Source organism: Paracoccus actinidiae (genome assembly GCF_030863885.1).
Classification (GTDB): domain Bacteria; phylum Pseudomonadota; class Alphaproteobacteria; order Rhodobacterales; family Rhodobacteraceae; genus Paracoccus; species Paracoccus everestensis.
On record NZ_CP132956.1, the window covers coordinates 3,613,868 to 3,626,523 of the forward strand.

12 protein-coding genes are annotated in these 12,656 nt (G+C 64.6%); 5 read left to right on the plus strand and 7 right to left on the minus strand.

Annotated features, from left to right (window positions below; translation table 11 throughout):
• The first annotated feature begins 29 nt into the window (after window positions 1–29).
• Both Q5701_RS18020 and Q5701_RS18025 read left to right on the plus strand, forming a co-directional pair.
• The gene (locus tag Q5701_RS18020; protein WP_306752353.1) at window positions 30–614 is read left to right on the plus strand and encodes a transglycosylase SLT domain-containing protein; all 585 of its coding nucleotides are present in this window, start codon (window positions 30–32) and stop codon (window positions 612–614) included.
• Between the two features lie 60 nt (window positions 615–674).
• Window positions 675–1,088, plus strand: coding sequence for a PaaI family thioesterase (locus Q5701_RS18025; RefSeq protein WP_306752354.1), 414 nt, complete (start codon window positions 675–677; stop codon window positions 1,086–1,088).
• Window positions 1,089–1,094: 6 nt separating this feature from the next.
• Here the strand turns inward: Q5701_RS18025 and Q5701_RS18030 are convergent, their stop codons facing one another.
• From Q5701_RS18030 to Q5701_RS18055, 6 genes are all read right to left on the minus strand, one after another.
• A complete protein-coding gene (locus Q5701_RS18030) occupies window positions 1,095–1,313 on the minus strand; it encodes a hypothetical protein (protein WP_306752355.1) in 219 nt (72 codons plus the stop codon).
• 68 nt (window positions 1,314–1,381) lie between these two features.
• Window positions 1,382–2,605 carry a BaiN/RdsA family NAD(P)/FAD-dependent oxidoreductase gene (locus tag Q5701_RS18035; protein WP_306752356.1) on the minus strand — a complete coding sequence of 408 codons (1,224 nt, stop codon included), beginning with the start codon at window positions 2,603–2,605 and terminating at the stop codon, window positions 1,382–1,384.
• Entirely contained in the window at window positions 2,602–3,630 is a 1,029-nt protein-coding gene (gene holA / locus Q5701_RS18040; RefSeq protein WP_306752357.1) for a DNA polymerase III subunit delta, read from the minus strand. The genes Q5701_RS18035 and holA overlap by 4 nt, the downstream gene beginning before the upstream one ends.
• 7 nt (window positions 3,631–3,637) lie before the next feature.
• Complete coding sequence (lptE, locus tag Q5701_RS18045) at window positions 3,638–4,126, minus strand: LPS assembly lipoprotein LptE (RefSeq protein WP_306752358.1); 489 nt, start codon at window positions 4,124–4,126, stop codon at window positions 3,638–3,640.
• The gene (leuS, locus tag Q5701_RS18050; RefSeq protein WP_306752359.1) at window positions 4,113–6,650 is read right to left on the minus strand and encodes a leucine--tRNA ligase; all 2,538 of its coding nucleotides are present in this window, start codon (window positions 6,648–6,650) and stop codon (window positions 4,113–4,115) included. The genes lptE and leuS overlap by 14 nt, the downstream gene beginning before the upstream one ends.
• Window positions 6,651–6,728: 78 nt before the next feature.
• Window positions 6,729–7,202: a DUF3576 domain-containing protein gene (locus Q5701_RS18055; RefSeq protein WP_188714612.1), complete on the minus strand. Its 474-nt coding sequence runs from the start codon at window positions 7,200–7,202 to the stop codon at window positions 6,729–6,731.
• Window positions 7,203–7,457: 255 nt separating this feature from the next.
• Here Q5701_RS18055 and Q5701_RS18060 point away from each other — a divergent pair, with 255 nt between their 5' ends.
• Both Q5701_RS18060 and Q5701_RS18065 read left to right on the plus strand, forming a co-directional pair.
• Entirely contained in the window at window positions 7,458–8,516 is a 1,059-nt protein-coding gene (locus tag Q5701_RS18060) for a porin (protein WP_306752360.1), read from the plus strand.
• 69 nt (window positions 8,517–8,585) lie between these two features.
• The gene (locus tag Q5701_RS18065; RefSeq protein WP_306752361.1) at window positions 8,586–9,239 is read left to right on the plus strand and encodes a YggS family pyridoxal phosphate-dependent enzyme; all 654 of its coding nucleotides are present in this window, start codon (window positions 8,586–8,588) and stop codon (window positions 9,237–9,239) included.
• 1,106 nt (window positions 9,240–10,345) lie between these two features.
• Here the strand turns inward: Q5701_RS18065 and Q5701_RS18070 are convergent.
• Window positions 10,346–11,161 carry a cyclase family protein gene (locus Q5701_RS18070; RefSeq protein ID WP_306752362.1) on the minus strand — a complete coding sequence of 272 codons (816 nt, stop codon included), beginning with the start codon at window positions 11,159–11,161 and terminating at the stop codon, window positions 10,346–10,348.
• A 315-nt stretch (window positions 11,162–11,476) separates the two neighbouring features.
• On the opposite strand from Q5701_RS18070, the gene Q5701_RS18075 reads away from it, so the two are divergent.
• A complete protein-coding gene (locus Q5701_RS18075) occupies window positions 11,477–12,601 on the plus strand; it encodes a Gfo/Idh/MocA family protein (RefSeq protein WP_306752363.1) in 1,125 nt (374 codons plus the stop codon).
• The last annotated feature ends 55 nt before the right edge of the window (window positions 12,602–12,656 follow it).

Genomic DNA, 12,656 nt, shown 5'->3' on the forward strand with positions numbered 1-12,656 from the left:
AGATCGCCCCAAAACGACAAGAGGGCAGGATGAACAGGCTTCTGAAACTCGCGATTGTCGGGCTGGTCGCGTCATGCGGCGGCGGCAACAATTACTCGGCGCCGCGCCAGTTGGACAACGCCTGCGCCATCGTGGCCGAACGGCCCGCCTATTACCGGGCGATGAAGGCCACTGAACGCAAATGGGGCATTCCCATCCATGTGCAGATGGCGGCGATCCACCAGGAATCGAAGTTCATCGGCGATGCCCGGACCCCGCATCAATACGCGCTCGGGGTGATTCCCATCGGCCGCCAGTCCAGTGCCTTCGGCTATTCCCAAGCCCTGGACGGGACATGGGAGGAATACCAGAAGGAAACCGGCAATCGCCGCGCCAAGCGCGACAACATCCGCCATGCCACCGACTTCATGGGCTGGTACATGCACAACTCCACCCGCCGCCTCGGTATTTCGAAATGGGACGCGACGGGGCAGTACCTGGCCTATCACGAGGGCCGGTCGGGATTTGCGCGCCAGTCCTATCTGGGCAAGCCCTGGCTGGTGCGGGTGGCAGCCCAGGTCGGGCAGCGGGCGCAGATGTATCGCGCGCAACTGGTGTCCTGCCGAAAGGCCTGAGCGCGCTTGCCCTTGGCCGCCTGTCCGGTTGATATGGCCGGGCAGCGGAAGGGAACCTCCATGAACGACGACCACACCAGGCGCGATGCCGACGACCAGCCGGAATTCGCCATTCACATCGGCGCGCGGCTGGTCTGCGCCACGCCCGAGCGGGTCGAATTCGAGATGCCGGTGACGCAGGCGCTGGCCAACCGCAACGGCGTGCTGCATGGCGGTGCGATCATGGGCCTGGCCGACAATGCAGGCGGCACCGGCACCTTCCTGAACCTGCCCGAGGGCAAGACCACGACCACGCTGGAAAGCAAGACCAACTTCCTGCGCCCGATCCGGCTGGGCGATACGGCCCGTGCCGTCAGCCTGCCCCTGCATATCGGGCGGACAACCCAGATCTGGCAGACCACCATCACCCGGGGCGACGGCAAGACAGCCGCCATCGTCACCCAAACGCAGGTGGTCATCGACTGGAAGGACTAGCGCCGGTCAGACCCAATAGGTGTCTCGAAACACATGGGCCACGATCCGGTCGCGGGTCAGGCCCATCCAGGCCAGTTCACCATCGGATTTCGCCTCAAGCGCCTCGATCTGCGCAGACCGCGCCCGCGCTTCCAGATAGGCGTTCACGCCTTGGCCGAAACGGTTGAAGAAGGCGTCGATGCGGCTGCGCGTTTCGGGTGCGAAATGGGTGATCGTATAGGCCATCGGAAACCCTTTCCTTGGATCGGTGGTTTCCTCCCATGGGTCGAGCATGGGTCATGCTTCCTGTCCCATCAAGCGCGGACAGGATCAGGGGCTGTTCCGGTCGCAAGCCGCGACGCGGCTGCCCGTCCCGCGTGCAACCCGCTGCCCAGGCAGGCGGTCAGAAGATAGCCGCCGGTCGGCGCTTCCCAGTCCAGCATCTCGCCCGCGACAAAGACATTGGGCAGGGCGCGCAGTTCCTGATCGGGGTCCAGCGAATCCCAGATGACGCCCCCCGCAGAGGAAATCGCGGTCTCGATCCCCATCGGCCCTTCGTGACGTATGGGCAAGGCCTTGGTCCGCACCGCCCATCCCGCGGGATCCGCAGGCAAGGGCTTGCCCCATTCCAGCAGCAGCGCAACCTTGATCGGATCGTCCAACACCCGGCGCAGCCAGTTGCCCAAGGACAGCTTTCCCCTGTGCCGGGAGAATCGCGCCGCCAGCATCCCATGATCCAGGTCCGGCGCCAAATCCACATGACCTGACGCACTCTCCCGCAGAGCGGCCGAGACCTCATAGATCCCGCCGCCCTCGATCCCCAGTCTGCCGATGATCCATTCGCCCCGGCTGACCAGATCGCCCGCTGTCAGCGCGGTGCCCTTGACCGCCGCCCCGAAATGCCGTGCCATGGGCGGGGACCAGGCCACACGAAACCCCATGTTCGCAGGCCGGAACGGCGCCACGCCCACCCCTGCCGCCCGCAACCACGGCACCCAAGCCCCGTCCGATCCCATCCGGGGCCAACTCGCCCCCCCAAGCGCCAGCACGGCCACGCGCGGCTGGATGACCCGCAGCCCGTCCGGTGTCTGGAACCGGAAGCCCTCGCCGATCCACCGCCAGCGGGTCCGCAGATCGACCCCGCCCCCGCGCAGCCGTGAAAGCCAGGCCCGAAGCAGCGGCGAGGCTTTCATCCCCACCGGAAACACCCGGCCCGTTGAGCCGGTGAACAGTTTGATCCCCAGCCCCCGCGCCCAGGCCATCACCTCGGCAGGGCCGAACCGGCTTTCTTCTTCATGCAAATATCCCGGGGTCCGGGGCAGCGCCCCGGTGCCGACCCTGAACCTTTGCGCAAACGCCTCGAACGGCTCGTCCTTTGTCAGGTTCAGCCCGGATTTTCCTGCCATCAGGAACTTGCGCGCAGGCGTGGGCATCGCTTCGGCCACCACCACGGTGCGGCCTGGCGCCATCAGGGCTTCTGCCGCCATCAGCCCGGCCGGTCCTGCGCCGATGACCAGGGCATCGACGGTTTCCGTCACCGCCGTCCCCGGGGTGCCATCGTCAGCCGGATCAGCGCGCGTTCGACCAGGGCCATCTGCGGCGCGCGGGTCGAACTGCGCAACGTCAGGTCGCAATCCAGCAGCGACCGCACTGCTTCCTCCAGCGGACTCATGCCCCAGGCCTGTGCTTGCCGGGCCATCCGGTCGCGGCGCGGGCCAAAGACCGGCGGGCGCGCCCGCGACAAGGCCACGCCCGGCCCGGCGGGATCGGCGGCGGCCCCGTGCAGGACGCGAAAATGGCGCAAGGCAGCAATGCACAGCGTCACCGGATTGATGCCCTGCCCCTCGATCCGGCGCATCATTGCCCCGAACTCGGCTTCACGGCGTTCGGCGACGATGTGGATCAATTCGTCCAGATCCGCCTCGATGGTGGCAGGGGCCATGAGGGCGATTTCCTCGACCGCAAGGGGGGCGGGGTCGCCGTGCTTGTAAAGCCCGATCTTCTCGATCGTCTGGCGCAGGTCACCCGGATCCAATGCGCGGGCCAGCACCATCATCTCCTTCATTGCGGCGGGCGGCACCTGGCGCAACCCGGCATCCGCCATCCACCGCGCGACCTCGTCCTCGCCCGGCGGGTCGTCATAGATGGGCGCGGTCACGGCCGTCGGGTGCGGTTCGAACAGCTTTCGCAGGGCGGACGACTTGCCCAAGGCCCCCGCCGTCACTACCATCGCCGCATCGCCCGGCTTCCAGTCCAGCAGGGCTGCGCGCACCGCATCGGCGGCGGTATCCGGCGTATCCTCGACCAGTACCACGCGGGGTCCGGGGAAAAAGCCCACCTCCTTAACGGCGTCCAGCAGTTGCGCGGGATCCTTGCGCAGCCCCGCGCCGGGCAGGCGGGTCAGGCGCATCTCCTCGTCTGCCTTTTCGCCCACCAGGGCCTTTACCGCCTCGGCCCGCTTTATCGCCACACGCATCGCGTCCTGACCATAGATCAGCAGCGCCGGGCGCGACGGATCGGGCCGTGCCAGATAGCGCGCGATTTCAGCGCCCTTCAGGATCATTCGCCCGTCATTCCGGCAGTTGCGCGGATGCCGCCAGCAAACGCGTGACAACCTGATCGGCCAGCATCTCGGCCAGCCGGGACCGGGCGTCGCCCTCGGCGGACAGCGTGGCGATGGTGGTGCCGGTGGTGGAATAAGAGGTGAAGTTGCTGACCCGACCCTGCGCCAGGACCCGCCCGACGCGGTCGGTCAGCACGAAATCCGCCGTCCCGTTCAACGAATAGCGGTTCGTGACCTCGTCCGTGGTGATCGCCTGCGGGACCACGCCCACGGTGATGCGGTAATCCAGGTCGTAATCCGTCCCCTCGCCGCCCAGCCGCTCGCCCAGGCGGCGGTTGAAGGCGAAATCCTGATAGGTCTCGGGATCACGCGGGCGGACCTTGCCGAACAGCCGCTGGCCTGCCCCGTTCGGGCCATAGACCGGCGTCAGCCCGCAGGCAGACACCGCCAGCAGCCCCAGCAGGGCTGCGCGGCGGTTCAGGTCAGGCGACCACATTGACGATCCGCCCCGGCACGACGATCAGCTTTTTCGGCGCCGCGCCTTCCAGGAACTTGCGCACGGTTTCGTCGGCCAGCACCAGCGCCTCGATCTGGTCCTTGGGCATGTCCTTGGCGACGCTGATCTCGGCCCGGCGCTTGCCGTTGATCTGGATCGGCAGGGTGACCGTATCGTCCTCCAGCATGGCCGGATCCGCCTTGGGCCAGGGCGCATCGACCAGCAGGCCCTGCCCGCCCGCCATCGCCCAGACATCTTCGGCCAGGTGCGGCACCATCGGCCCCATCAGTTGCGCCATGATCCGCAACGCGGCGCGGCGGGCCTCGCCGCCCGCCTTCGACTTGCCGACGGCATTGGCCAGTTCATAGATCTTGGCGACCGCCTTGTTGAAGGCAAAGCCCTCGATGGCCTTGGTCACGTCGTTGATCGCCCGATGCGCGGCGCGGGCCAGGTCGGGGTCGTCCCCGCCGTCACCCGCCTCGTCGGCCAGACGCCAGACACGGCCCAGGAACTTGTTGGCAGCCTCAGCCCCGGCGGCAGTCCATTCGACGTCGCGTTCGGGCGGGCTGTCGGACAGCATGAACCAGCGCGCGGTATCGGCGCCGAAGCTTTGCACGATGTTGACCGGATCGACGACGTTCTTCTTGGACTTCGACATCTTGGCGGAGGGGATGATCTCGACCTCGGTGCCGTCGGCCAGCTTGCCGTCCGTCACGTCCTCGGGCAGGTGATAGACCGGACGGCCGCGATCGTCACTCGTCTTGTAGATCTCGTGCGTGACCATCCCTTGCGTGAACAGCGCATCGAAAGGCTCCTTCGCGCTTTCTGGCAGATGCCCGGTCTTGACCATCGCGCGGGCGAAGAAGCGCGAATACAGCAGGTGCAGGATCGCGTGTTCGATCCCGCCGATATACTGGTCCACGTTCATCCAGTAATCGGCGTCGGCCCGGTCGGTGGGCGTCGACGCATGGGGGCTGGTGAAGCGCGCGTAATACCAGGACGAGTCGACGAAGGTGTCCATCGTGTCCGTCTCGCGCCGCGCCGCGCCCCCGCATTTCGGGCAGGTGGCCTTGCGCCAGCTCGGGTGGCGGTCCAGCGGGTTGCCGGGCACATCGAAGGTGACATCCTGGGGCAGCAGGACGGGCAGGTTCTCCTTGGCCTCGGGCACCGTGCCGCAGGTGTCGCAATGCAGGACCGGGATCGGGCAGCCCCAGTATCGCTGGCGGGAGATGCCCCAGTCGCGCAGGCGGAATTTCGTGACGCCCTCGCCATAGCCATTGGCCTCGGCGTGGGTGATGGCCGCGTCCACCGCGGCCTCTCCGGTCTGGTCAGCTTCACCGGAGAAGCCGCGCACATAGGTGACGGTTTCGGATTTCAGCGGCACATAGGGCGCCTTGGCGGCCATCGCGTCGGCCTGGTCCAGCGTCATGCCGCGTTCGCCAAAGGTCGCGCGGATCGGCAGCCCGTATTTCGTGGCGAATTCGTGGTCGCGCTCGTCATGGGCGGGCGATCCGAAGATCGCGCCGGTGCCGTAATCCATCAGCACGAAATTCGCGATCCAGATCGGCAGGTGCCAGCCTTCGTCCAGCGGATGTTTGACAGTCAGGCCGGTATCGAAGCCCAGCTTGGGCGCGGTTTCGATGGCTTCCTCGGTCGTGCCGATGCGGCGGCATTCCTCGACAAAGGCCGCGACCTTGGGATCGGCGGCGGCCAGATCCTTGACCAGCGGATGATCGGGCGACAGCGCCACGAAGCTGGCGCCCATCAGCGTGTCGGGGCGGGTGGTATAAACCTCGATTGCGGCGAATTCCTCGGGGGCGTCCACCGTTTCGAACCGGAACTGCAACCCGCGCGACTTGCCGATCCAGTTCGACTGCATCAGCCGCACCTTTTCCGGCCAGCCGGTCAGCCCGTCCAGGGCCGCCAGCAACTCCTCGGAATAATCCGAGATGCGGAAGAACCACTGCGTCAGTTCGCGCCGCTCAACTGGGGCGCCCGACCGCCAGCCCTTGCCGTCGATCACCTGCTCGTTGGCCAGCACCGTCATGTCCACCGGATCCCAGTTCACCTGGGCCGACTTGCGGGTGATCAATCCGGCCTCCAGCATATCCAGGAACATCGCCTGTTGCTGGTGGACGTAATCGTCGTCGCAGGTGGCGAATTCGCGGGACCAGTCGATCGACAGGCCCAACGGCTTCAACTGCTTCTTCATCGTGGCGATGTTGGCATAGGTCCAGTCGCGCGGATGGCCGCCCTGTTCCATCGCGGCGTTTTCCGCAGGCATCCCGAAGGCGTCCCAGCCCATCGGGTGCAGCACGCTGAACCCCTGTGCGCGCTTGAAGCGGGCAACCACGTCGCCCATCGTGTAGTTGCGCACATGGCCCATGTGGATGCGCCCCGATGGATAGGGGAACATTTCCAGCACATAGTATTTCGGCCGCTCGTCGCGGATCGCGGTGAAGCTGCCGGCGTCGGCCCAGGCCTGCTGCCACCGGGATTCGCTGCTCGAGGGATCATAGGGCATGGTGCGGACCTTTGGCGTCATTCGTCGCGCCGGGTTTATACGGCGCGACTTGGCGGGTCCAGTGGGCGCTGCCCGCCCCTACAGCCGCCCGTCCTGGATGCGCAGCTGACGTGCGCGGGTCAGGATCGCGTCTTCCACGGCGCGCACGGTGCCCGGTTCGATTGCCGCGCCGCCGGGGCCTTGCAGCGACAGCTTCAGACTGCGCGCGTCCAGTGCCGGATCGGCGATCTTGATCGTCGCGCGATAGGACCGCCCGCCGCCGGGGGGCGTGCCATATCCGGTCTGGATCACGCCAGTAAAGGGATCGACCGTCTGCACCGGCAGGAAGTTCAGCACTTCGAGGCTGGCGTTCCACAGGTACTTGTTCACGCCAACGGTGGTGTTCGGGTTCTCGGATCCTTCAAAGACATCCCAGATCGTCGTACGCCGCACCTCGGGGCGCATGTCGGCGCTCTCTTGCGGTCCGGCATTTGGTCCGCCACCACCACAGGCAGCTAATCCCCCGCAAAGAACCCCTGCGATCACCAGGCGCGCGGCGTGTGCGGTTTTCATGCGGTCCCTCGTTTTTCGCGTCAGGGCCAGCTTTAGCCCGGATCACCCCCGCCCCACAAGCGCCTTGGCCCGCAGGCCAGAATGCGCAGGTTCCCTTGGTCACGCAAAGGTGTGGCCCTTGTGCATCACAGAAACCGCCGTGGCCAGAGCAGGCGCGCGATTCCGTTGCATCATAGGGAAGGACAGGGGAAACAAGCAGCATACCCAAGGCGGTAATGCCGGTTTGGGCATCAGAGAGACAAGAGGGAACTTGACATGAAAAAGGCTCTTATCGCCTCCACCGCACTGGTCCTGACCGCCGGTGTCGCTGCTGCCGATGTGACCATCTCGGGCTATGGCCGGACCGGCGTGATCTATTACGAAGACGCCCGCCAAGCCATCGATCCGGCTTCCGGCGCTTTTGGCAACGACACCCAAGTGGTTTCGCGCCTGCGGATGAACATCGACGCCGCGACCTCGACCGATCAGGGCGTCGATTTTGGTGCTCGCTTCCGTATCCAGTGGGACCAGAACCAGGATAACGGCGGCGAAATCAACGCTGGCAAAATTTACGTTACCAGCAGCGGCTTGACTGTCGAAATCGGCAACGTCGAAGGCGCGCTGGACACGGCCGGCCTGATCTATGGTTCGGAACTTGGCTCCTACGACCGCTCGGTTGGCGGCAACGCACTGGGTACCTTCTTCGCCTACGAAAGCGAACCCTACGGCGATGACGACCGCATGGGCATCTATGCAAGCTATTCACTCGACAACCTGACCATCAGCGGCTCCTATATCGACCCCGACCAGACCGGACTGAACGAAGACGTTCTGATTTTCGATCCGGAACTGGGTGAGTTTGTCGAGCAAGACGTCCGCGAAGAGTTCAGCCTTGCGGTGGACTATACCTGGAACGAGCGTCTGGAACTGTCGGCGGGTCTTGCCCTGAACGGTTCTGGGGTCGACGATCATGACGTCTACTTCGTCGGTGCACGCTATGCCGTCATGGAAAATGCCCGCATTGGTCTGAACTGGATCGACAACGGCGACGCGGGTAGCATCGTGGGCATCAGCGGCTCTCCCACCGAGCCGAATGCCATCGGCGATCTTGGCAACACCATCACCCTGTACGGCGACTACACGCTGGGCGATGGCCTGACCAATATCGAAGCCTACATCGCTAACAACAGCGGTGACTGGACGCAGAAAGAAACCGATAACTCGTTCGGTATTGGCGTCAACTACGACCTGGGCGGTGCTCGTCTGGGCGCAGCGCTGCAGCGCGACTACCAAGAGCGCGTGACCGCCGACATGGGCGTGCGCTTCGACTTCTGATCCCCGGATCAGCAGTCAAACTTGAGAGCGGGCCTTGCGCCCGCTCTTTTCTTTTTGTCTTGTTGCGCGATGGGATTGGATGACATCAAGCGCCGCATTGCCGCGGCCGAGGAACGGGCCGGACGCACGCCGGGCAGCGTCACGCTAATCGCGGTCAGCAAGGTGCAGCCGCAGGACCGCGTGACTGCCGTGCTGGACGCAGGGCAGCGCGTCTTCGGCGAGAACTATGTGCAGGAAGCGCAGGGCAAGTGGCCCGACTGGCGCAGCCGCTGGCACGGGGTCGAACTGCACATGATCGGCCCCCTGCAATCCAACAAGGCCAAGGCCGCAGTCGAACTGTTCGACGCCATCCATACGTTGGACCGCATGAGCCTGGCCCGCAAGCTTGCCCCCCAGATCGAGCAGCAAGGCCGCAGCCCGCAACTGTTCATCCAGGTCAATACCGGGGACGAGCCGCAAAAGGCCGGGATCCTGGCCGACGAATTGCCGGTCTTCCTGGCCTCTTGCCGCGACTTGGGTCTGTCGCCCCAGGGCCTGATGTGTATCCCGCCCGACGGCGCGGATCCCCTGCCTCATTTCCGCCTGCTGCGCGCCTTGGCGGCGGACCATGGCCTACCCAACCTCTCCATGGGCATGAGCGCGGACTTCGAGACGGCCGTCGCCGAGGGCGCGACCCATGTGCGCGTTGGCTCAGCAATCTTCGGAACCCGGAACTACGCCTGAGTTTGCGATCCAGGTCCAGCTGGAGTATTCATCTTGCGTGACCAGCCCGCCCTATGCCGCAGCATGGGTCCGTAGGACCAATCTTACCTTCAGCGACATCCTCGGTCCTGTGCGCCTTGCCCTCTAGGTTGGAGATGTTTTCCAGCATTGTCAGGGAAACACATCTTCTGCTCCACCACGCTTATGGTGCGATAATAATGTCCTATTATAAGGAATTCGCTATGCGCATGGCACCATCTCCCTCGCCATGATTTTCTTGGCACCTCCGGCACTTTCAAGTCTCAGTTTCCTGCGTCGAGATTGTCCACCTGGGGCTGGAGATGTCCTATAATCGGACGATCGTTGACGTCCTGTTCTCTCCAGGAGGTGGTGTGGACTCTGCTTACCTCCATCGGAAGATGTCGCCTATGCTGATCCGCGCACGCAGCGGGCAGCTTACCTTATTGCTGACGGCCGCCTCCTTGAGGCCCTGCAGCTTGGCGAAGAAATTGCTGCAACCTCAATCACCGTTGAGGCAAAGTATGAGGGGGATTTCGCTGCGGGACGAGCAACGACGTATATAGCATTCGCAAACCACGATGCCCTGCTGGCAGACCATTCCATTTCCTTGCTTGAGAGTGCCGAGGGCACTGGTTGGCGAGGAACACAGCAAGCGCAGAACTATCTGTTGAGCGCGAAATCACATACACAGCTTGCTGCAGGCAAGGCGCGAGTGAATGTGTTCCATTTCTCCGAGGCCGATCGCATAGCAAAAGATCCTCGATAGTGTTTCCGCACGTGGTGTAGGATGCCGCGCGCGGAGCCTTTGGCGTAGCGCGAGCCGCGCGGCCGTGGGTTACGCTGGCGGTCACCGCCGATCTTCGGAAAAGGTTTGGGGTGCGAGAGAAAAGCGGTCGCTGCCTGCTCACAGGGCGGCATTTGCGTGCCCTGCGGTTGAGCCCCGGGTCGTTTGACACTGGGCCTTTCGACGAGCCTCCCTTGGCCAGGGGAGCGGTTGAGAACGGTGAAGGCGCCCTCCTCCGCAGCTCGTTGCTGTCATAATCCGTGGCCGGCAAAGCGGAAGTCTGCTGCCAGGCAGCTAACCCTGAAAGATTGTCAAAGGCCTTTCACAGCAGGGCCATGATGCGCGCAGGGCCGCCGGTGCCGCCGCGATGTTTCGGCGCGCCGATAAAGATCGTCGCCCCGCTAGCGGGAAGCTGGTCAAGGTTGGCAAGCCCTTCGATCCCGAACCGGCCCGAAGGCAGCCAGGAGTAATGCACCGCGAAGTCAGCAGAGTTCCCGGGGTCGAGCGACAGGGTATCCACACCGATCGACGCCGCACCCGCCTCGGCGAGAAGATCGGTTGCGGCCTTGGAAAAGCCGGGGAATGCCATGGTGCCGTCGGGCAGATTGCGCCAGGACGGGTCGCCCATCCGGGCAGTCCATCCCGAGTTCATGGCCACGCAGGCCCCCGCCGGGATTGTGCCGTTTGCGGAAATCCATGCCTCGATGTCGGCGGGCTCGACCGTTGCATTCGGATCCTGGGCAGCCTTGGCGGAAATGTCCAGGATGCACAGGGGCGCGATCAGTTGCTCGACCGGCAGGGCATCGACCGAGGCTCCGCCTTTTGAAAAATGCAACGGCGCGTCGATATGGGTGCCAGTGTGCTCGAAGATCGTCAGCTTGAACAGGTGATAGCCGTCGGGCTCGAAGTTCTTGTCGACCTCGTAGAGGATGCCGGGCTTGCCGTCGAAGGTAGGAAAGTCGCTGTCATAGGCATGCGTCAGGTCCACGACCCGCCCTGTCGCCTGCGCCAAGGCGGGCCGTGCGCTCAGCAATCCCGAGGTAGCGCCCAATGCCGCAGTGGCCGCCGCGCCCGTGAAAAGGCTGCGACGCGAAAGCATATGGGTCTTCACGTCAGCGATCAGGCACGCCGTGCACATCGAAGGGTTCTCCATCCTGGTTCAAGAGATGGAACGCCTGCCGCCTGAACCTGTCAAGCTCGATAGGCGGCGACGGTGGTGCCCGACCCAGGTCGGGTGTGAAGTCTTGAGGGAAAGACTTGCCTTGGCCAAGCCGACATGAATATCCATCCGGGTTGCACATGATGCGACCTTCCCCGACACTCCCGGTTGCGGTTTCGCTTCGGTGCCGCGATCGCGTGATCATGGATTTTCGGTCCTTGTTTCCTGACTCTCTGCGGTTAAGGAGGCGCAAGCTGGCAACCGACCGGCCTGGACATCCTGATGGAGAAAAGGGTGAAGACATTTGCCATCATAGGTCTGGGAATGGCCCTGGCGCCGCACATGGCCAGCCTTGCCGACCTGAAGGGCCGGGCGCGCCTGGCCTATGCCGTGGCGCGCAGCCCCGCGCGGCGGGCCGCGTTCGCGCAAACCTACGGTATTGCCGCGACCGACGATCTGGATGCTGTTCTTGGCGACCCGGCCGTTGATGCGGTCATCCTGCTGACCCCGCCCGACAGCCACCGCGATCTGGGCGGGCGCATCCTGTCGGCAGGCAAGCATCTTCTGATCGAAAAGCCGGGCGGGCTGGTGATTCTTGGCGACCCGGCCGTTGATGCGGTCATCCTGCTGACCCCGCCCGACAGCCACCGCGATCTGGGCGGGCGCATCCTGTCGGCAGGCAAGCATCTTCTGATCGAAAAGCCGGGCGGGCTGGTGACGGATGACACCCGGTTTCTTGCCGATCGGGCAAGGGCATCGGGCCTGCTGGCGGCACCCGTGTTGCAGCATCGGTTCCGCCCTGCCGTCCGGGCGGTGGCAAGGATCATCTCGTCCGGAGAGACGGGCAGGCTTTGCGGCGTGCATTGCCTGATCCCGTGGTGGCGCCCCCAGGCCTATTACGATGAGCCGGGCCGCGGGACATATGCCCGTGACGGCGGGGGCGTGATGCTGACGCAGGCGATCCATACGCTTGACGTGCTGCGGGCCTTGTGCGGCGGCGCCGTGATCCGCGCCGCCCATGCCGTGAAAAGCCCCCTTCACCGCATGGAGGCCGAGGACATGGTTTGTGCCCTGGCGGCCTTCGGGCCGGACGCGGCGCCCGGCACCATCATGGCCACGACGGCCTGCTATCCAGGCCTGCCCGAGACGATGACACTGATCTTCGAGCGCATGACCATCCGCCTTCGTGGCTTGCAGGCCGAGGTTTTCCATCATGACGGTCAGGTCGAGACCCTGGGCGGAGAGGGAGCCAGCGGCAGCGCAGCCGATCCCATGGCATTCGACCATGCCAGCCATCGCGACCTGATCTCTGCGTTTCTGGACGCCCTCGAGGGCAGGGCCGCGCTGCCGGTCGATCTGTCCGATCTGCTCCAGACTCGCGACCTGATTGATGCGATGACAAAGGACCATTGGTGCTGAAGGGCGTCCGTACCGTAATCGCGAAGGATCTTTTCTTGCGGCTTGCGCTTTACCC